We start from the raw sequence: 21,694 nt of genomic DNA, 5'->3' as shown, positions 1-21,694 counted from the left end.
ATAAATTGATTCAAGGCTGTGCTTATTGAATATAAGTACAGCCTTTTTTATAAATTGTACATAACAAGATTTCGAATAAATGAAAGACTTTGCCATGTCGAAAGTGGCTTTTTATACATTAGGATGTAAATTGAATTTCGCTGAAACTTCAACTATTGGAGATAAGTTTCTCGACCGTGGATATGAAGTAGTTGGCTTTAGCGATTTTGCAGACGTTTATGTAATAAACACCTGCTCGGTAACCGAAGGTGCCGAGAAGGAATGCAGACAAATCGTACGCCGAGCACTGAGAACCAATCCCGAAGCTTTTGTAATTGTTACGGGATGCTATGCTCAGTTACGACCCGAAGAAATTGCTCGAATTGATGGAGTAGGCGCTGTACTTGGCAGCAAGGAAAAATTTAATTTGTTCGATTATCTCAAGAATTTCAAAAAAGATATAAAACCGGAAATTTATGTTTCTCCCACAGAAGAACTCGATTCTTTTCATACTTCATATTCCACCGAAGCCGATTCAAGAACGAGAGCATTCTTTAAGATTCAGGATGGTTGCGATTACAAGTGTTCCTTTTGCACAATTCCATTGGCAAGAGGTGGGAGTCGCAGTGCAAGGCCTGACGAGGTAATTTCCGAATTCAAAAGTCTTCTCGAAAAAGGATATAAGGAAGTAATTCTGACCGGAGTTAATGTAGGTGATTACGGCAAAAAAATCGATTATAATCTTTACAAACTTCTTACCGATTTGTTAAAAATAGATGGTAATTATCGAATAAGAATTAGTTCCATCGAGCCGAATCTTTTAACAGACGAAATTATCGAGTTGGTTGCTAAAGACGAAAGACTTTGTAAACATTTTCACATTCCTCTGCAAAGCGGAAGCCCGAAGATTCTTAAATTGATGCAAAGAAGATATAAAGCAGAAGATTATTATAGATTGATACATAAAATAGTGAATCGCATTCCCGATGCAGGTATTGGTGTGGATGTAATTGTTGGCTTTCCGGGTGAAACAAACGATGATTTTTTAGAGACATATAATTTTTTAAAAGATTTGCCGATTTCATATCTTCATGTATTTACCTATTCGGAAAGACCAAACACCAAAGCCGAAAAAATGCCTGAGCACATTGCACCAGAGATCAGAAAAAAACGCAATAATATGCTCAGAATATTAAGTGATAAAAAAAGGAACGAATTCTACCGTAAAATGATAGGGAAAAGTCTAACAGTTCTGTTCGAAAGTGAAAATAATAATGGCTTTATTAAAGGATTTTCATCAAATTACGTACGTGTGAAAATTCCTTTTGACGAAAATTTAATTAATCAATTCGTCAAAGTAAAAATAAAGGAGATTGATGAGAACATTGCTACCGGTGAGTATTCTTTAATCACTAATTCTTTCAAAACAAAAGTAGGTTAAAAATGAAAAGAATATTTTTGTTGCTAATGTTCTCGTCAATAATTGCAGGGCAGCCCTCAGGAAGTCTTCTTGAAATTAAGTATTCCGAAAGTTATCAATCGATGGAAACAAAAAAATATAGTTTGGTTGCTGACGAAGTGTTTCAGTCTAAAAAGAGCGCTGGATTGGCAATTCTGTATTCGTTGATATTACCCGGAATGGGTGAACTCTACGCTGGGGATTACAGTAGTGGTATCTATTTTACAGCGGCAGATGCAGCTCTATGGATGGTTTATAGTGGATATAGTATTTACGGTAAATGGAAAGAAGACGATTACAAAGCTTTTGCCATTTCCAACGGAGGAATTTCAACAGAAGGAAAAGACGATACTTATTATGCTTCCATTGGTATCTATATGAATATTGATGATTATAACAGAATACAGGAATTAAATCGTAACTTTGCATATGCTTATAATATAGATACACATTACTGGAAATGGAACAATAACGAAGACAGACGTAAATATAGGGAATTATGGAAGTCGAGCGAGCAGGCATATAATAACCTGCGATTCGCTGTTGGAGCATTAATTTTGAATCGAATAATTAGCGCCATTAACGCTGTGCGGCTTGTTGCAATTCATAACAGGAATTTAAATAAATCATTAAGCTGGGATCTTTCTTTCGAAGTGGAAAACAACCCCGATATGCCTTCCGTCTTTAAATTAAACTTTGTAAAGAGTTTCTAAAAAAAGAGGCGGAATTAAATCCGCCTCCTTCTTAAAGATTATTGAAGATTGGGATTTCTCACTCTTTCGTTCTGTGTAATAGGCAGGTATTGCCATTTACCCGGCATATGGAAAATATTAAATCTTCTCTGGTCGGGGAGCCTCATTCCCTGGCAGAAAAGTTCTTTATCCCTTTCTTCTACTATTGATGGCGAAGTAGTGTCGAGACTGATTGTGCTAATAGTTGAAACTGAATGTGACTCCCTTACTTCGTTGACAAGAGCAACTGCATCGCCGGACATTGCGCCTCTCAATATTAATTCGGCTTTCATTAAATTATTTTCCTGCCATGTCATGATTGGGATGCTTGATACCAGACCGGTTGCATCCAATTTGTATTTGTATTGATAATAATAAATTACTCCATCACCACCTTTACGAGTCTTCAATTGGATACGACCTGCTTCTGTGGGATCCTGGTTTATATACTGATTGAAACGAAAATCTACTACAAACTGGGAGCGTAATTCACCAGCCTGTACTCTATAGTTATTGTCGCTAAGCGTGCTATATTTGGCTTCGAGTGGAGCATCTCCCTTTAATAGACCCTGTTGCGCATATGTTGCTGCATTGACGTAGTCGCCTTTGAAGAGATAGCAGCGAGCAATGAGAGAATTCACAAGGCGAGTTTCGTAATCTCCTGGTGCGTAAGTTAAGGCTGTCTTAAATCGTTCAATTGCCAGATCATACATCTGATTTGAAGGTATGAAAGGCCCAACATTGATTACTCCGCCTCCTTGTGTTTCTGTCAATCCGAAGTATGTAGCCAGATAATATCTTGCTATTGCACCGTACAAATAAGCATTAAAATATCCTTCTTTTTGTAAGTCGGTATCTTGGAATGTAATTTTATCCAGACGTGCAATCAAAGTATCGGCATATTTACGAAATCTTTGTAATGGATCAAATGCATTATCGATCGAATTGTTATCCAGCAGTATTTCTCCAATATCAATTTGTTCGTAAGTTGGGTAGGTTGCATTGGGAACGTTTCTTGTAAAGAAAAGCTGATCTGAAAGTCCATCAGCGGCTATGAATAAATCATCTGTAGCAAGAGCAAATTCATTTTGAATGCCAATAATAAGAAACTGGACTTCAGATTCATTAGTTAACACCTCGTCTTCAACCGCATCGACAAGGGGATCTACGTTCGATACATAATCTTCGCAAGATACAAATAGAGCTGTAAATACGAAGAGAAATAACAATGATATATATTTTCTTTTCATATTAAATTCTCCCTTTTTATAATCCGAGTTGTACCCAGAATGTATAAGTTCTTGGATTTTGCAATGTCAGGAAGTCGCTGCCGCGGCTAAGACTTCTGCCGCCATCAAAATTAAGTTCGTAGTCAGCGCCGCTGTATTTAGTCAGTTTAAGAAGGTTGCGTACAGAAAATCCTACCACAACTCTCTGGAGATAAGTAGAGGTATGTAAGTACTGACTAAACAATTCAGTAAAGTCGTAACTCAAACTTACTTCTCTGACTGTAAAATAATCCGCATCTTCAATAAAGTTGCCGTCGTAACTAATGGACAATTTTGCATATTGTTCTGCAGCAGCTTTATATTCGGGAGAACCAACTTCAAGTGGTGTTACTTCGGTATGAGAAGAAGAAAGTCCCAATTTAGCTCTCAATATATTATATTCAGTATCGTTGCCGAATTGAATTGCAAATTGTCTTGTGAGGTTATAAACCTTGTTATTCAGTCCCCATTCTGCCAGGGCATATAAGTTAAAATTCTTCAGGAAGCGGAAATTAAAGCTAATTGAGCCTGTATGATCTGGAATTGGATTACCGAGGTCTACACGATCTTCTGAAACCTGGGGACCTAAATATTTACCACTTTCATCAAAGCGAGCACCGACTGTTTTAAAAGTATAGAACTCATGCTTTTTCATACCTTCTTTAATATAATTTACATCAAATCCATCGGGAATTTCCTGGCCGTCCATATCAGTTACTTCGTTTGTCTGGTAATTCCAGATTATATTTACGTCCAGATTATAATCCCTCCCTTTAATCGGGTTTATTTGCAACAGTGTTTCAAATCCGTGATTCTTCATTGCGCCAATATTGAAAGGCACTGTGCTGGCAGTAAGTCCAGATGAAGGTGGATTGTTTTTGTAAATTATTGAGTTCTTTGCGTTGCCGTTAAAGTAAGTAAATTCGAGTGCAAACATATTTAAGAATTCTGTATCAAAACCAATTTCGAATTCTTTAATTCTTTCAGGTTCAATGTTTGTATTACCGATTGAATTCAAAATGCCACCTATACCTGCTCCGCCGTTATATGCTTGCCAGAGTAATGGTATAGCATCATCAGTACCTGGAAGTTGCCCACTTTCACCATAAGCTGCTCTTAACTTAAATAGGTCAAAGAATTCCGGGAAGAAATCATATTTATCCATTCTTACGGCGAGACTTACCTTCGGATATGTTATAGCAGGTGCATTTTCACCTATTGTACTGGCATAATCTCTTCGAATAGCCAGGGTCAAAAAGTACTGATCTTTGTACGAGAAATTGTTGTCAATATAGATGCCTGCCTGGCGGAGATGGCTGAATCCTTCGTCGTATTCATTAATCGTCAGACCTGAACCGATATTCATAATATATTGACTACCAAAATTTTCGGCAGACATAAAACTTGTTGTTACTTTGCTGTCCAGTATTTGGCTACCAATTACGGATGAGCCTTTCAGTTCTTTTGCTATGTCATAATTATAACGAGCATTTAAATCGTACGTAAACTGACGATTGTGTCTGTTATAAATGCTTTTTTGTCCCTTGTTGATAGTTGAATAGCTGCCAGTAACAGGGAATATTTGATCCTGACGCCAATCGTTGTCGTCAATGCCTACGCCAGCATTCAGTTCGAGGTTCTCAATCGGTTTCCAGGTAATCTTGAAAGAGCCAAGGTACTGATTGTTTTTGTTAAGATCTTTTATACTGGCTACCGAAGTGCTATCTGTGAAATACCAGAGACGTAATAATGTATTACCCAACCAGCCATATATATTGTTATCATTATTCGGTCGCTGAATATCGTTAAATATGAACGCAGAGTTTAATTGGAATGTCAATTTTTCTGTCGGATAAGCCGAAAGATTTAATCTTACCGACGACCTATCCATAGAGGAATTAGGAAGAATGCCATTTTCGAGCCGATTTTCGTAAGAAGCATAATAACGAAGTACACCAGTGCCGCCGGAGAAATTAACATAGTGATTTCTAATTAAACCGTCCTGATAAATACCATTTGCACGATCAGCACTTTCGAAACGGTCTTTTTTGAATTTGTATGCCTGTGTATTGTAACCGTAGTCATATTTATAGGTAATTGAGTAAGGTTTTAAACCTGCGCCCAGTTTTCCCGATTTTGTTGTAATCAACACAACGCCATTCGAACCGTCTGTACCATACATTGCAGCTGCGGCAGGTCCTTTGAGTACTTCAATATTTTCGATATCCTGTACGTTCAAATTAGCCAGAATACTCGAACCCTGACCACCAACACCATAGCCCTCAATTTCTGCATCTTCTACACGTATACCATCGATGTAAATTACAGGTTGTTCATCACCATTCAATCCGCCGCCACCTCTTACGAAGAAACGGAATCCGCCGCCGACATTTCCAGATGAAGGTGCAACCTGAACACCGGCAATTTTACCTGAGACTAATTGTGATAATCCCTGGTAACTTTGTATCTCGGCTAGCTGAGCAGCGGGAACTCTCGAAACTGCAACTTCGGCTACTGCTTTGGAAGTTTTCGATGCAATACCTGTAACGACGATTGTTTCACTTTCAAATACATCTTCTTCCAATACAAAATCTTGTTGGATGGAATTCCCAGCAAGTGTTAATGTTACTGATTGGGCTTTATAACCCACATACGTAACATTTAGAACTACTTGCTGTCCTTTAGCGATTTCCTTTGAAAGTTCTATTACATATTTTCCTGCCATATCCGTAGCAGCACCAGCATTTAGGGCAGGAATATAGACATTTGCGCCGATCAACGGCTCTCCGTATGTATCGGTTACCGTTCCCATAATTCTGAATGTGTTTTGTGCCATTAGATTAATGGGAAGCAAAAGGATTAATAATAGAAGTGGTATCTTATTTTTCATACTCACCCCTCAATTTGTTAATAAGTATATTTGTTTAGTTATGTTGAGCCATAAATTTTATTTTTCTTGCTGCCCAATTTTTTTGCAATTTAATGTTATCATATAAAAAAAACAACAAGAAAGTATTAGTATATCAATCTCATTTGATGTAATTTTGAAATGCATTGATTTTTTAAGCAATAATGTACAATTATAAACTTACTATTCAATACGACGGTACTAATTATTTTGGCTGGCAAGTACAGAGGAATAAAATTTCTGTGCAGCAAAAAATAATTGATGCTATTGAGATTATTTTAAAAGAAAAAGTTAATCTTATTGGTTCAGGAAGGACGGATTCAGGAGTACATGCTCTGGGACAAGTTGCAAATTTTAGATATGAAAAGGAAATTGATATAAATAAATTTACCTATTCTTTAAATTCTCTTTTGCCAGAAGATATAGCAATTAAAAAAATTGAACAGGTAGATGAAAATTTTCATTCAAGATACGATGCGAAGGAACGAAAATATATTTATTTATTCAGTCACATAAAATCTCCTTTTTATTTGAGATACTCCTATTTGTATCCGCCCATACGTAACATTGATATAAACTTTCTCAATGTTATAAGCAGTGTATTTTGCGGAAAGATAGATTTTACATCATTTTGTAAGGCCGGGTCTTCTGTACAAAACAAATTTTGTGAAGTTAGAGAAATTAAATGGTTCAGAAAAACAGACATTACACTTTTTGCCATTACAGCCGACAGGTTTTTACACGGTATGGTACGTTCTATTGTAGGTACATTGTTGAAAGCAGCTATTAATAATTATAGTATTGAATACCTAAAAAAAATATTGGAAGAAAAGGATAGAACTGCAGCGGGCGAAGCTTTGCCTGCCAAAGGTTTATTTTTATATAAAGTGAGGTACAATGATCGATTTAAAAAATAAAGTGGCCATAGTAACAGGTGGTTCACGCGGAATAGGCGAGGCATGTGTGAAATATTTTACGCATGCCAACGGAAGAGTAGCATTCACATATAAAACTGCAGTCGAACGTGCAAAAAAATTAGAGACACAACTTCAGGGGAAAGCAAAAGCTTATCGCGTGGATATGGAATCTGAAAATGAAATATTCAAGATGGTTGAGCAGACGGCTGAAGATTTTGGGGGAATTGACATACTTGTTCACAATGCAGGCATCTGGAACGATGGTACGATTGACAGATTAACTCTCGATAAATGGAACGAAATTATTCGGATTAATCTTACATCGGCTTTTTTATTTACAAAAGCTGTTATACCGTATATGAAAAAAAATAAATACGGCAGAATAATTTTAATTTCTTCTACGGCAGGGCAACGCGGTGAAGCATACCATTCCCATTACGCTGCCACAAAAGGCGGTATGATCTCGTTTACAAAATCGTTGGCTGTTGAACTGGCAAAGTTTGGTATCACTGTTAATTCTGTAGCCCCCGGCTGGGTTGATACAGAGATGAACAATGAAGTTTTTGCAGACGAAAAATATAAACAGGAAATAATTAATACTATTCCACTTGGCAAAATTGCAACTGCGGAAGATATAGCTGGACCTGTTTTATTTCTTGCATCTGATTTAGCAGCGCATATCAACGGCGAAATCCTTAATGTCAATGGCGGTAGTGTGCTCTGCGGCTAATCGGAAAGGAAATTTTATGGAAACTGTTCATCCACTCTTTGTTCATTTCCCGATTGTATTGTATTCGGTCTATTTTGTTGTCGATGTTGCGGGTATTATTGCCGGTAAAAAGAATATGAGTAAATTGGCACTAATTTTCTTATTGCTGGTTATAGTTTTTTCAACTGCAGCCGTATTGACTGGTAATATGGAAACCCAGAAAATAAATCAAAAAATAATTCAAAATACAGAATTGCAACAGACTATAAAGCGCCACGAGCTCTATTCTTCACTCTTCATATGGCTTTGCTCTACTCTCCTTTTTTATCGATTTTATACAATTAAGAAAAACAAAGACCTGTTTTATCACAATTTATTTATTCTTTTTTTTGCTATTATTGGTATGGCGTTAATAATTGCTACTGCATATTACGGCGGCGAATTGGTTTATAAATTCGGAGTCGGAACCAAATTATTTGGTGTGTAAATGAAGATATTCTTACTGTTAATGTTATTATTTTTTTCAGTAACAAATAATGCGCAACCGACGAGCTTCGGCGATGCTAAAGGTTTGTTTATGTCGTTAGGAGTTGGCCCGAAGTTCCCAGTTGGAAATTTTTCCGATAAGAATAACATTGGTGTAGGAGCGGAAACTTCACTCCTCTACACAGATAATTTGTTGGTCCCATTCTTTTTTTACTCAACGCTTGGATATCAGCATTACCCAGGTAAACAAACGCTCTACAAGAAAACGGATTATGCATCTTATTCGAGTAATATGATTTTTCTGGCTGCTGGAATAAGATATTATTTCCCCCCACTTGTAGAAAACGTTGCCTTGCTTATGCCGCTGGTTGATGCGGGTATTCAATATTCATATTTTGAAAATTCTCATATCTTTAAAGAAGATAAAAACAGGCAGAATTTTACCGAAGGTAAATCGAAATTTGGGTTTCAAATTGGTGGAGGCTTTTCAATGTTTATTCTTGATGTAATGACGTATTATAACTATTTGCCGGACAATCAGTATCTGTCGTTTGTCTTTAAAGCTACAATCCCAATATTTGTTAAAATATAGAGGAAGAAAAGATGGATTTAGAAAACATAATTTTCAACAGGGAAGGAAAATTAGGAATCGTAAAAATTAACAGACCTGACAAGCTGAATGCATTAAATATCGGGACACTCGATGAGCTGCGTACTGTTTTTAACATGATCGAAGAAGATTCGTCTATTGCAGTGGTGATAATTACGGGTTCGGGCGATAAAGCCTTCGTAGCTGGAGCCGATATAACAGAACTAAATAAATTAAACAAAGATGAAGCTGAAGCATTTTCAAGGAACGGTCAGGACATTTTTAATTATATAGAAAATTTTGATAAGCCTGTCATAGCTGCAGTAAATGGATATGCGCTCGGCGGCGGATGCGAATTGGCAATGTCCTGTCATATAAGAATTGCATCGGAAAACGCGCGTTTCGGCCAACCTGAAATTAATCTTGGAATTATTCCTGGCTATGGTGGTACTGTGCGTCTTAAGGAAATTACAGGCAAATCAAAAGCTCTCGAAATGATTTTGACGGGAGATATGATCGATGCAAACGAAGCATTAAGAATAGGACTTGTAAACAAAATTACACCGCATGAAGAATTGCTCGAAACTGCAAAAAATATTGGCGAAAAGATCGCTTCTAAGAGTAGTCTGATAGTTAAATATGCACTTGAATCCGTTAGAACGAATTCGACTCTACGCAAGGAAGAAATGAAAAATGAAAGCCGCCTTTTTGCGCTTTGTACAGAAACTGAAGATTTTAAGGAAGGAACTTCTGCATTTATCGAAAAAAGAAAAGCGCAATTTAAAAACAAATAAGACTTACCAAGTAATCCATGAATTATAAATTAACCTATTATCTTATCGGAACTGCTGTCATATTACTAATTATTAATCTATCCGTCGACTTATTCTTAAATAAGCAGAACAATAGCATTGACCATGTGGTTGGAGAATTCGAGGTACAAGTTATCGACTCGGTTTTTAACGCAATTTTGGATAACCACGGAATTGATAAAGATTGGATTAGTAAAAAGAAAATAAAAATAAGCAACGAAGATTCGATTCATCATAAAATCATTGTACATTTGCCAGAGGACTTGCCGATTCCTCTAATCTTAAGAGACCTCGAATATGCCATTGAAAATGATATGACAAGCTTTGTGTCGGAAGAAAAAAAGATCTACGGAGAGACGGAACTCCGCGTCTATTCGAATGAAAAACTGAAATTACTGGCGGATTTAATTCCCGACCCTAAAATTAAAAGAGAACAAAATAATCTGGCTTTTATATTTTATGATGTGGAAACTGACAATACCGAATTTACAGATATACTCAATATGCCGTATCGTTTCGCTGTCGGATTTATTCCTTCTGAGGAATCTAAAATTGCCGCCGATTCGATCGATAAATACGATAAAGATTATGTCGTACTAATGAATGACGAAATTTCATCTGATTATAGAATCAAAATTCGTTCGCATAAAAAAGTTATCGACAATGCAATTGACAAAATTAGAATCGATTTCCCCCACGCGCTTTTTTTTATGATTGATAAAAATTCTGAACTCTATAATTCACCGGTTTTTAATTACGTCGAGGAAAAGTTTAATAAGAAAGGGATTGCACTAAAAATTAATTCTGATTTTATACTGCTTGACGATGAAGATAAAGACGAATTAGTCTCACGGTTTAAATACTATTGCGAAGATAAAACAGGTGACAAAACTAAAGTGTTTTTGATCACCCCAGAAAATTTCAAGGTTATCAAACCCGAATTCGACAAATACCGCAAAAAGGGATACAGAATAGTGCCTGTGATTTAATTGGTCTCTAAGACATTACCAGTTTCATCAATTATAAGAATCTCCGCACCGAATCCTTTTATTTGATCGTAAATTTTATTCCTGTCTCCAACAGCTACAATAACAAGATTATTCGGGTGCAAATATTGCTTTGCCGCATTAAGTATCTCTTCGTCTTTGACTGAATTAATTTTTTCAATGTAATTCTGATAATAATTCGTATCCAGTTTATGTATTATTAACGGTGTGATATTTTTTGCTAATTGAGTATAAGTTTCAAAAAGTGAAGGAAACTTTTTTGTGTGATACGATTTGGCAAAATTAATCTCGTCCTCTTCGATTTTATCTTTAATACCATTAATTTCTTTGATTATTTCATAAATCGATTCGCCAGTGTTTTCAGTATTAACGGCAGTAAAGACTTCAAAAAATCCGGCATTTTTATGATAATTGTATACTGAGCCGGCTCCGTAGGTAAATCCTTTTTTTTCTCTGAGATTTAAATTTATTCTGCTCGAAAAGTCGCCACCTAAAATTGTATTCATTAATTTTATCGAGTAATAAGTCTCTTCGTTGCGTTTGCTACCTATGTGACCAATTCTTAATTCAGTTTGAGGAGCTTCCTTCTTATCGACAATGTATATTTTTGTCTTTTGTGCTAAAGTAGGTTCTATAAACTGTTCGTTGTTTAATTCTTGCCTGCCAGAAAAATTTTTGTTTACCAGGCTGACGATGTTATCTTTAGATACATTACCTACTACTGTTAAATTTAATCTATTATTTTGAATGTATTTTTGATAATATTCTTTTACATCATCAATCGTTATGTTTTCCAATGTTTCGAGATATCCAATTTCTGGGTATGCGTAATAGGTGCCATCAAAAATTATTTTGTCGAATGCTGTGTTCGCGATGTAAGAAGGTTCTTTTTTTAGTTGAATGATTTTACTCTTGAGTTTCTTTTTCTCCCTTTCGAAGTCTTCGGCTTTCAAACTGGGACTATTTAAAATTTCTGTAAGGAGGGCAAACGACTTTTCAAAATTTTCACTTAATGAAAGCATCGAGAAAGAGAATGTGTCGTGATTTACATTGATACTTAAAACCGTACCCAGCTTTTCAAATTCATCGTTTAGTTCGAATGAATCATATTTACCTGCTCCTTCGTCTATCAACAACGAAGTCAGTAAAGCGAGGCCTTTTTTGTCAACTGGATCCAGGCAGCTACCCACTTCTATGATAATGTTAAGCTGTACAATTGGTAGTTTAACTTTTTTAGAATAATAAATTATATTATTACCCGCATTAAATTTTTCTATTTCGGGTAGATTGAAATCGATTTTTGATTTGGGTTTAGGTGGTGTTGATCTGTCAAACATTTAAACCTCCCTCTTTCGGAACGATATGCAATTCTACATAGTCGTTGGATAAATATTTGTTTGCAGTTTGCTGCACTTTAGAGCTACTTACATTTGAATATCTTTCCAGGTCATATTCAAACGAGTTGGGCTCACCCAAATGATAGTTATAAAGATTAAGCTGGTCGACTATGTTGTCGATTTTTTGTAACGAATAAACGTAATGAGATTTTATAGAGTTCTTTGCTCTGTCTAGCTCTTCAAGAGTAATTCCACTTTTTATTAATTGATCAATTTGACGGAAAATTTCTTCTTTTAGTTCATTTGTTGAAACGCCTGGCTTTGCAGTAGCCACAATAATGAACACACCAGCAAGACGAGCGGAAAACTGAAATGCATTAACATCTTGTGCGATTTGCTTTTCGAAGACTAACGACTTTTGAAGGCGTGAACTTTTAGCTGACGATAGAACATCGGCAAGAATATCAAGCGAGGCATCGTCGTCTCCAAATATTTTATCGGAATGCCATGCTAAATAAATTCTTGGGAGCTCAATATTATCGGGGTGCACAACTTTTTTTGTTTTACTCAACGAAATCTGTTCAGAAACAGGTAATTCTGGTTTAGCGCCACCTGGTATTTCGCCGAAATATTTAACAATTAAATCAATTGCTTCTTCCTTTTCGAAATTCCCGCCAACAGCAAGCGTTGCGTTAGAAGGTTTATAATATTTCTTGAAAAAATCCTTAACGTCATCGAGACTGAAATTTTCAATGTCTTTCATCCAGCCGATGGTAGGCCACGAGTAGGGGTGATCTGGCGGAAAGAGATTCGAGAAAATTAATTCCCATGCCAGTCCATATGGCTGATTTTCATAGCGTTGTCGTCTCTCATTCATTACGACTTCTTTCTGATTGTCGAGCTTTTCTTGGTTTAGCGCATCGAGTAAGAAACCCATACGGTCAGATTCGAGCCAGAGCGCTAGTTCGAGATAATTTGCCGGTACAGTTTCGTAATAATTTGTTCTGTCGAATGAAGTTGAGCCATTTAAGCTCCCGCCTGCTTCCTCGATGAATTTGAAATGACCTTCCTTAGGCACGTGCTTGGAACCCTGAAACATCATGTGTTCGAACAGATGAGCAAAACCAGTTTTGCCCGGAACTTCATTTGCTGAACCTACTTTATACCAGATGTTTACTGATACTGTCGGTACAGTTCTATCCTGAAAAAGTATTATTTCAAGTCCATTTTGTAGAAAGTGTTTGCTGTAATTTATATTGAAGATATTTCCGGACATTTCATTTCTCCTTTAATATAAATTCGATCCGTTCGAGCTTACCGTCGATATTTGAACGTGGCGATATTCCGAAAATTTTGCAAAGAAGGGGGTAAATATCGATATTCCATAAGGTTCCAGTTTTATAATTAGTTTTAAATGCGGGACCATATGCCAGAAATATACCGTGCATGTCGAGTAAATTATTATCGTAGCCATGATTTCCTTTTGTTTTGCTCAACCATTTGGGCTCTTTATTTGTGCGGAGACTCCAGCCTAAATCTGCAACGATAACTATTCTATAAATAAATGGATGAGTACTAAAATGAAAATAGTCTGGCATTTCTTCTTTTTTATATACTGTGAAATGATTTTCGGACTTTTTCAGAGTTTTATAAACTTCTTCAACTTTGTCTGACGGTGGATTAACGAACATAATAGGACCGTCGTACTGGAAATTGCATTTATATTCCTCAATGATCGATTCAATATTGATTATTTTTTCCTGATCAATAGCGGTCATTCCGTGGTCGGAAACGAAAATAAGGTTAATACTATCTTTAAGCTCGGTTTTATAAATCTCGTTGAGAAGATGTGCAGCAACAGAATCGAGTCTGGCAATTGCTCGATTTATTTCGGGTGAATTTGGCCCAAAGTCGTGTCCGTAGGTATCAGTATCGTGAAAATAAAGTGTAATGAAGTGTGGGCGTCTATTGGCAGGCATTTTCAGCCAATCGACAATGCCTTTTACTTTTTCTTGGTAACTTCGATTGTGATCGTATTTCTCAAAATAAGTTGGGTGTCTATAATCTAAAGAGATTTCCGAGCCAGGCCAGAAATAGCTTGCAGTAATAATACCGTTTCTCTCTGCAGTTTCCCAGAAGGCTTCTCCAAGGTACCAGAAAGACTCCTTTATTGCCGCAGTATCGCTGAGGGAATATTCTCTATTTTTGATTGTATCTCTAAAATAATTTCCGATTATTCCATGGTTGTCGGGATACATACCGGTAATTATTGAAAAGTGATTTGGAAAAGTTTTGGATGGAAATGCTGGTCTTAAAGAGAGAGCTTTTACTCCTGAGTTTGCCAGGTTGTTTAGATTTGGCGTTAATCCTCTGTCCAGGTAATCCCATCTAAAACCGTCAAATGAAATTAAAATTACATATGGCTTATCTGATGTGTAAACAAGAGAAGTAAAAAATAATGATAAAAGGATAATGTATCGCCTCATATGAGCCTCATATAACTATCAAAGTAATTCAGAAATATATAAAAAAATATTTTTACGAATATTTAGATGATTTCAAAAAATAAAAATTTAAATTGGTAATTGAAAATTAGAAGATTTTTTTTCCTCATTTAAAAGTATTTTCCTATTTTCAAAAGAGCGAAATAAATTCCATAGGGTATTAAGAAATCGTTAAGTATTATTAAGCAAGTTGAAAATGAAATTAATTCCCATCATATTAGTTGCTGAGAAATAATAATAGTTAAGTGAAATTTTATTAGTGGAGTCGGGATAATTTTTTAGCTCAGAAAATTTATGAATATTAATTTAAGTCAAATTAAATCTTACATGATAATTAGCAATTCGAATATACTTACCTTTTTATTAATAAATATAATTTCCCAAAAAACAGAGGTTAAACTATGAGTAAATCATTTTACCGTATTTCAGCATTATTATTAATGCTGTTGACATTACCAACTTTTTTGATGGCTCAGAACTACACAATAAGTGGTGTAGTTAAATCGCAGTATGGCGAAGCCCTTATCGGAGCAAATGTATTTCTAAAAGGTACAACAATTGGAGCTGCTTCCGAGGCAGACGGTTCATACAAAATTACAGCGCCGAAAGGCCGTTACACCATAGTATGTAGCTACATCGGCTATGAAAAAGTTGAGTACGATGTAAATCTTACAAATAATATGGAAGTAAACTTCGCACTGAAAGAACACGAATTCTCCCTTTCAGTTGAAGTAATAGCAGACCGTGCTAAAGAACAAAAAACTCCCGTTGCTTTTACAGATATTGACAAAAAAAATATTGAACAAATTTTAGGTTCGCGAGATATACCTCTTGTACTTAATTATACGCCTTCGGTATTTGCTACCGATAATGGTGGTGGTGCCGGTGATGCACGTATTAATGTGAGAGGATTTAATCAAAGAAATATTGCCATAATGATAAATGGTGTACCGATCAACGACATGGAAAATGGATGGGTCTACTGGTCGAACTGGGATGGACTTGGTGACGCTACTTCCTCTATTCAGGTACAAAGAGGATTAACTGCAGTTACTCTGGCTACTCCATCGGTTGGCGGTGTTATCAACATTGTTACAGATCCTACAGCTGCCAAAAGAGGTGTATTCTACAAAAATGAAATAGGTAGTGGCGATTTTTCAAAACAAACACTATTTGTCCATACTGGTTTAATTAACAATAAATTTGCGCTTACTTTTGGGGGTGTTAAAAAGACTGGCAAAGGCGTAGTCGATCGTACATGGACAGATGCCTATGCATATTACATTGGAGCTGCTTATCAGGTAGATCAGAATAACAGGCTTGAAATTTATGCTACTGGTGCTCCTCAAAGGCACGGACAAAGATCGTATCGTTTAAATGCCGCAACTTTTTCTCACGAATTAGCAAGAGAATTAGGTTATAGCGAATCGATTCTCCAGGATCCCAAATTAGCTGAACAGGGAATCCTTTATAATGCCAACTGGAATTCTGTTAATCCTTCATATAGTGGAAAACAATACTGGAACGACAATTCTTATGACCGCTATTCACCGAACTTCCTGATGGAAAGAGAAAATTACTATCATAAACCAATTGTAAACTTCAACTGGTATTCCAATTTAACTAAAGATTTTTCACTCTATACAACACTATACTGGTCAGGCGGTACAGGAGGTGGTTCGGGTACATTCGGATCTATGGTCTTTGATAATTCATTGCTACAGAGAGTAGTAGATTGGAATGCTACTATCGACAGAAATATAAAAAATCTCGATACTCTTGCAAATGGTAATATAGTTTCGTTATCCCGTGGTATATTGAGAAATAGTGTGAATAATCAATGGACTATTGGTGGAATATCAAAAGCATTCTACAAAGTCAATGAAAACCTTACTACATCATTCGGTGTCGATGTACGTTACGCCGAAATTGAACACTACAGAGAAGTAAGAGACTTATTAGGTGGCGATTATTTCTATAGTTCAGCTAACGACTTTGATACCCCAGATCAGTACTACAAGAAACTCGGTGATAAAATCGATTATTTCTTTACAAATACTGTTAGCTGGGCAGGAGCCTTTGCACAAGCTGAATATAGCCAGGATCGATTAACGTACTATGCAACTGCCGGTTATTCAATGATTAAATATGATCATACAAATCATTTTACAAAAGCTGCTGACGGCGGTGAATTGTACGCTGAAACCGACTGGATTGGCGGATATCAGGTTAAGGGTGGAGCTAGCTTCCGTTATAGCACAGATTTGAGTTTTTATGCCAATGCAGGTTACATAGCCAGAGTACCAATATTCGATCAGGTTATTGACGATAGGAGCGGCGCTAAAATTACAGATCCGAAGAATGAAAAAATTCTTTCATTTGAAGCAGGCACCAATTACAAAGCTTTTAATAACAGACTTAATGCTAAAGCAAATGTTTACTACACGATCTGGAAAGATAGAGCACAATCAAGAGGCGTGGTCAATGCCGATGGTTCGGAAGGACTTGTATTTCTAAATGGTATCAATTCAACTCATGCTGGTCTGGAATTAGAGCTTGCATACCAGGCTTCTAATTTACTCCGTTTTGATGCTGCTGGTTCATTCGGTAGCTGGAAGTATACTGATGATGTCTCAGGTGTTTATGTAGTTGATTACCAAACTAATAAACAAGAATCCTATAATTACTATATAAAAGACTTAAAAGTTGGAGATGCACCTCAAACTCAGATTGCAGCTGGAGTAACAGTATCGCCTGTTCAGGGAATGAATGCTCAATTACAATGGAGATATAATACTGAGTATTATGCTGATTTTGATCCATTTACCAGAACTAATGCAAACGACAGAGGACAGGTATGGAAAATTCCAGCTTTCAGTCTGTTTGAATTGCATTTCTATTACAATATTCCTCTTGAATTCAACGGATTGGACTTAACCATTTATGCACATGTATTCAATTTGTTTGATGAGTTATATGTACAGGATGCTACTGACAATAGTAGTTATAATGCTTACAAAGCTAATGGTGTTAATCACTCTGCTGACGATGCTGAAATTTTCCCAGGGTTACCGAGAACATTCAATCTTGGTTTCTCAATCAGATTCTAAGGATTATCTGAAGAAAAGCCGTCCATTAAGGACGGCTTTTTTTATTTATAGTTCACGAACTGAATAGGAAAGTCGAAATCCGCATCTTTTATAAGCTGAATAACTTTCTGTAGGTCGTCAATTTTAGGTGCACTAACACGCACCTGTTCATCTTGAATTTGAGTCGTTACTTTAAGTTTGCTCTCTTTTATTAACTTCGTAATCAGTTTGGCGTTTTCTTTTGAAATTCCGCTTTGTAATGTTATAGTTTGTTTTAGTCTTCCGCCTGCTGCTGCATAAGGTTGATTTGGTTTCATAGCTTTTATCGATAAACCTCGCTTGATGAATTTACTCTGTAAAATATCATAAGATTGTTTCAATGAATAATCGTCTTTTGTGTTGATGTTTATTAGCTTATCCTTTTTGTTTAATTCAATTTCAGTTTGCGAATCTTTCAAATCATATCGCTGGCGAATTTCTTTCAAAGCCTGGTTTATTGCATTATCAACTTCTTGAAAATCGATAATCGATACAATATCAAAAGAATGATTATCAGGCATTTTACCTCCAAATAAAAAATTATTTCTTTACAAAAAAATAATCAATTTTATTTTGATATTAAAAATTATATATGCTATATTGCACGCTAAATAATAGGATTATCAGTGGGCATTGTCCTGTCAACAGGTAGTTCCTTAATCACGGGTTAGTTCCATCAATATGAAATACACGTTCATTAGGGTAATTTTAATTTTTTTTTTACTTCCATTATCATATTTCGGTTCACCTAATGCGACTTTGGTTAAAGAATTAAGTCGTAGGGGCTTCGAAAATATTTCGGCAAGCGTGGTTGGGACAAGAATTTCTATTGCGTATGAAAATCGCCTCTACAGATTTAATGTTGATGGACTATTCGAAGTTATGAATATAATAAAGGATTATAAAGGATATGATATGGTAGTTATTACTATGCTAAATAATAAAATTCCGATGCTTGAGGTCAAATACAATAATCGTCTGTTTTATTCTGTGATGGAAGGCACAACGGATTGGAGTGACTTCGAAAAAAGTTTAATTATTTCGTATACTTCAGTAAACTTTGAAAGGGATACTGAAAATCAATCTGACTTTCGCACAGATTTAACAATCCACCCGGGGTTCAAAGGGCAATTTGGTGATTATGATAATCCAGTAAGAGCTCAAGTCAATATTATTCCTGAACTAAGAACATCGTGGTGGAAAGGAATGGAACTGAATATACAAACGATTATTCCAATTTATAACGAATTTAAAGGCGAAGGCGATTATATCAGGCCTGGAATTGTTTCTCTTGGACAAACGTTAAAAATAAGCGAAACAACTTTTTTTACATCTACAATCGGATATTTTACGGAAAATAGGTATGGAACTGATTTTTCGATGATGAAAGTCTTCAACAATGGAAACATAATTTTGAGAGGAAATGCCGGATATACAGGATATTTGTCAATCTACCAAAATAAATACTATTATTCCGATTTATATCTCTTTACATATAACATTAGTATGAAGTATCGAATAAATAAATATGACCTTACAGTAGGAGTAACTACGGGCAAATTCCTATACAAAGACAAAAGTATTCGACTCGATATTAACCGTCAATTTGGAGAAACTGAACTGGGCTTTTTTGCTGTTCGTTCTTATGATGGAAATACAAATGGAGGATTTAATTTTTCGATACCGATTTTCCCTTCAAAATATTCCACTCCATCATTTTTTAGGATTAGAACAGCAGAAAATTTCAGGTGGGAATATCGGGTAAAAGGAGAAATATCCTCTCTTGTAGGAATGACATATAATACAGGCAACTATTTTGAAAAAGAATTTTATAGTTATAATCCTGCATTTATTAAAAACGAATTAAAAAAGAAATTGATATCAAACCATGAAAGGGGTATGTATGTACACTAAAAAATCATTATTTGCTTCAATAATCCTTTCCATATTTCTTGTGTTTGCACTGATTGCTTACACAGGATGTGAGGGTACCAAAACAGAGCCGATAGTTAATGCTCCTCCAACACCTGTTGAACCGACTGCACCTCTGGTTCTAAACGGCTATGTAAAAGATGCTGTAACTCTTGGTGGAATTCAGGGAGCTACAGTTATTTTAGCAAATGAATCTGGAGAAATATTAACTACTCTTGCTACAGACAATACTGGCAATTATCAATATGACGTTTCCAATGTCCCAGGCGCTAAACTAAAAGTCAGTGCAGTGGCAGCATCATACGGCGCTAAAAAGGTAACAGCGACAATTGATAAGAATAATTATATAGCGCAGGTGCCTACTGCTTATTTAATTAAATTGAAATCGGTGACCAAATCGGTTTCAGCTACAAATGGAGGGCAGGTTGGTACAACTACTACTGAAGCTGTAACAACAAAACAAGTTTCGGTTGATGTCCCTGCTGGAGCATTATCATCCGATACGCAGATATCTGTTGCACCTATTACATCAAACAATGTTGTGCCTTTGCCTGCAACATCTAATAAAGTTATAACTGCAGCTGCAAATTTTGAACCGACAGGGATTACATTTGCAAAACCTGTTACCGTTTCTTTCCCTCTGCCTTATATTTCGACCCCAGGGAAAGCGTTATCTGTATACAGATTAAACCCATCCACTCTTGAATGGGAAGTAAAGGGGACTGCTACGGTTGATGCTGAAGGTACTTCTGCATCAACTCAAATTACAGGTTTCTCATCCTGGACTGTTGCTGACAATGGTACATTTTCAATTTCGAGTGTAAACACCAACGAGCCTGATGCAAACGAACAGGTAGTTGCTAAGGGAAATACAATAAGTCACTCATACACGCCGATTTTGAACATAACGCCACTATCTGGAACCGTCAGTGAAAGTTGGGTGCGTAACTTAATTTCTCAGATTGATGTGTTTGGTGATTATGATCTACGCTATGACGAAAATGGAAATATCCTTGCAGTAACGATAAGTTATACTGCTTCGCCTCAACCTGCATTACCGGACGAATATCAAGACGACCTGGATGGTGACGGAACAAGAGACCATTATAATCCGGAATTCCCAACTCAAAGGGGTACGTGGGTATGGTCAGCGGTTGTTCAGCGTTTTAAAGTAGTTGTAACAGGGACTCTTAACGCTGGCGAAACTTCTGCTCGGATTACTGCAAATCTGAAAGTCTATAAAAAAGTAAGAGATCAATGGGTATGGGTTCCGAAACATGATCAGGGGGCTGGAGGCTGATTTTAAAATTAAGAGCGCCTGATAAATTTACAGGCGCTCCTTTTTAGATGCATTTTACTCCTTTAAATTGCCGTTGTCTTCTCTTTTAATTAATAGATAGTATTATTCCTGAGGGACAAGAAATTTGATTAAATATCCGTTAAAGACTTTAAATAATGTTGAATAGATAAACGATAAGTAAAAATATAAAGGTTGGAGAATCATTTAACACGGCGTTTTTTGATTTTATGACTAATGGCTTCTGATCTGGAGGTAAATTCTTTAAAGAAGACGAGCTTCCATGGTTTGCCGGAATTAGTAGATTTGGATTGTCCGGAATTGTGTTCAGTTAGACGTCTATTGATGTCGTTTGTGGAACCGACGTAAAATCTGTTCTTTGAAGGACTGAAAATAATATATGTAAAAAAAGTTTCCATTGAAGATCTTGTCGGGGTGGAGAGATTCGAACTGTTGACCTTGGCGCCTCGGGCGCCACGCGCTAACCGGGCATAACGTCGTCGAGGAATCTTTTGATGCCACGTTTTTTGATTTTGATTTCAAGATTAATGGCATCGGATCGAGAGGTAAATTCTTTAAGGAAGACGAGCTTCCATGGTTTGCCGGAATTAGTAGATTTGGATTGTCCGGA

At 36.3% G+C, this 21,694-nt stretch carries 18 protein-coding genes; 11 read left to right on the top strand and 7 right to left on the bottom strand.

Translation table 11 applies throughout. From position 1 onward, the window contains the following. Positions 1–94: 94 nt before the first annotated feature. Together mtaB and ACUN8G_RS05930 are read left to right on the top strand one after the other, a co-directional pair. Entirely contained in the window at positions 95–1,420 is a 1,326-nt protein-coding gene (gene mtaB, locus ACUN8G_RS05935; protein ID WP_437346671.1) for a tRNA (N(6)-L-threonylcarbamoyladenosine(37)-C(2))-methylthiotransferase MtaB, read from the top strand. A 2-nt stretch (positions 1,421–1,422) separates the two neighbouring features. Then, a complete protein-coding gene (locus ACUN8G_RS05930) occupies positions 1,423–2,151 on the top strand; it encodes a hypothetical protein (protein ID WP_437346518.1) in 729 nt (242 codons plus the stop codon). 38 nt (positions 2,152–2,189) lie between these two features. Here the strand turns inward: ACUN8G_RS05930 and ACUN8G_RS05925 are convergent, their stop codons facing one another. Continuing rightward, positions 2,190–3,419, bottom strand: a complete 1,230-nt coding sequence (locus ACUN8G_RS05925) for a RagB/SusD family nutrient uptake outer membrane protein (protein WP_437346519.1) — start codon at positions 3,417–3,419, stop codon at positions 2,190–2,192. Between the two features lie 16 nt (positions 3,420–3,435). Beyond that, positions 3,436–6,327, bottom strand: coding sequence for a TonB-dependent receptor domain-containing protein (locus ACUN8G_RS05920; protein WP_437346520.1), 2,892 nt, complete (start codon positions 6,325–6,327; stop codon positions 3,436–3,438). A gap of 182 nt (positions 6,328–6,509) precedes the next feature. On the opposite strand from ACUN8G_RS05920, the gene truA reads away from it, so the two are divergent. From truA to ACUN8G_RS05890, 6 genes are read left to right on the top strand one after another with little or no spacing between them, the layout of a single operon-like run. Next, positions 6,510–7,262 carry a tRNA pseudouridine(38-40) synthase TruA gene (gene truA / locus ACUN8G_RS05915; protein ID WP_437346521.1) on the top strand — a complete coding sequence of 251 codons (753 nt, stop codon included), beginning with the start codon at positions 6,510–6,512 and terminating at the stop codon, positions 7,260–7,262. After that, positions 7,243–7,992 carry an SDR family NAD(P)-dependent oxidoreductase gene (locus tag ACUN8G_RS05910; RefSeq protein WP_437346522.1) on the top strand — a complete coding sequence of 250 codons (750 nt, stop codon included), beginning with the start codon at positions 7,243–7,245 and terminating at the stop codon, positions 7,990–7,992. The genes truA and ACUN8G_RS05910 overlap by 20 nt, the downstream gene beginning before the upstream one ends. 16 nt (positions 7,993–8,008) lie before the next feature. Further along, positions 8,009–8,458, top strand: coding sequence for a DUF2231 domain-containing protein (locus ACUN8G_RS05905; RefSeq protein WP_437346523.1), 450 nt, complete (start codon positions 8,009–8,011; stop codon positions 8,456–8,458). Further along, positions 8,459–9,049 carry a hypothetical protein gene (locus ACUN8G_RS05900; RefSeq protein WP_437346524.1) on the top strand — a complete coding sequence of 197 codons (591 nt, stop codon included), beginning with the start codon at positions 8,459–8,461 and terminating at the stop codon, positions 9,047–9,049. Between the two features lie 11 nt (positions 9,050–9,060). Then, the gene (locus tag ACUN8G_RS05895) at positions 9,061–9,840 is read left to right on the top strand and encodes an enoyl-CoA hydratase/isomerase family protein (RefSeq protein WP_437346525.1); all 780 of its coding nucleotides are present in this window, start codon (positions 9,061–9,063) and stop codon (positions 9,838–9,840) included. Positions 9,841–9,857: 17 nt separating this feature from the next. Further along, the gene (locus ACUN8G_RS05890; protein WP_437346526.1) at positions 9,858–10,847 is read left to right on the top strand and encodes a hypothetical protein; all 990 of its coding nucleotides are present in this window, start codon (positions 9,858–9,860) and stop codon (positions 10,845–10,847) included. Here the strand turns inward: ACUN8G_RS05890 and ACUN8G_RS05885 are convergent. From ACUN8G_RS05885 to ACUN8G_RS05875, 3 genes are read right to left on the bottom strand one after another with little or no spacing between them, the layout of a single operon-like run. Then, positions 10,844–12,202, bottom strand: coding sequence for a M16 family metallopeptidase (locus tag ACUN8G_RS05885; protein ID WP_437346527.1), 1,359 nt, complete (start codon positions 12,200–12,202; stop codon positions 10,844–10,846). The genes ACUN8G_RS05890 and ACUN8G_RS05885 overlap by 4 nt on opposite strands. Further along, a complete protein-coding gene (locus ACUN8G_RS05880) occupies positions 12,195–13,478 on the bottom strand; it encodes a M16 family metallopeptidase (RefSeq protein WP_437346528.1) in 1,284 nt (427 codons plus the stop codon). The genes ACUN8G_RS05885 and ACUN8G_RS05880 overlap by 8 nt, the downstream gene beginning before the upstream one ends. A 1-nt stretch (position 13,479) precedes the next feature. Further along, positions 13,480–14,688: an alkaline phosphatase family protein gene (locus ACUN8G_RS05875; RefSeq protein WP_437346529.1), complete on the bottom strand. Its 1,209-nt coding sequence runs from the start codon at positions 14,686–14,688 to the stop codon at positions 13,480–13,482. A 419-nt stretch (positions 14,689–15,107) separates the two neighbouring features. Here ACUN8G_RS05875 and ACUN8G_RS05870 point away from each other — a divergent pair, with 419 nt between their 5' ends. Further along, positions 15,108–17,816, top strand: coding sequence for a TonB-dependent receptor (locus ACUN8G_RS05870; protein WP_437346530.1), 2,709 nt, complete (start codon positions 15,108–15,110; stop codon positions 17,814–17,816). Between the two features lie 41 nt (positions 17,817–17,857). Here the strand turns inward: ACUN8G_RS05870 and ACUN8G_RS05865 are convergent, their stop codons facing one another. Next, on the bottom strand, positions 17,858–18,355 hold the full coding sequence (locus tag ACUN8G_RS05865) for a YajQ family cyclic di-GMP-binding protein (RefSeq protein WP_437346531.1): 498 nt from the start codon (positions 18,353–18,355) through the stop codon (positions 17,858–17,860). Positions 18,356–18,593: 238 nt separating this feature from the next. Between ACUN8G_RS05865 and ACUN8G_RS05860 the strand changes: the two genes are divergently transcribed. Further along, on the top strand, positions 18,594–19,748 hold the full coding sequence (locus ACUN8G_RS05860) for a hypothetical protein (RefSeq protein ID WP_437346532.1): 1,155 nt from the start codon (positions 18,594–18,596) through the stop codon (positions 19,746–19,748). Beyond that, positions 19,738–21,066, top strand: a complete 1,329-nt coding sequence (locus tag ACUN8G_RS05855) for a hypothetical protein (RefSeq protein ID WP_437346533.1) — start codon at positions 19,738–19,740, stop codon at positions 21,064–21,066. The genes ACUN8G_RS05860 and ACUN8G_RS05855 overlap by 11 nt, the downstream gene beginning before the upstream one ends. A 200-nt stretch (positions 21,067–21,266) precedes the next feature. Here ACUN8G_RS05855 and ACUN8G_RS05850 read toward each other — a convergent pair whose 3' ends face one another. Further along, the gene (locus tag ACUN8G_RS05850; RefSeq protein ID WP_437346534.1) at positions 21,267–21,482 is read right to left on the bottom strand and encodes a GIY-YIG nuclease family protein; all 216 of its coding nucleotides are present in this window, start codon (positions 21,480–21,482) and stop codon (positions 21,267–21,269) included. Positions 21,483–21,694 lie beyond the last annotated feature (212 nt).

This window comes from Melioribacter sulfuriphilus (assembly GCF_052656625.1).
Note: the sequence above shows the minus strand (reverse complement) of the source record. Positions and strands in the feature narration are given on the sequence as shown.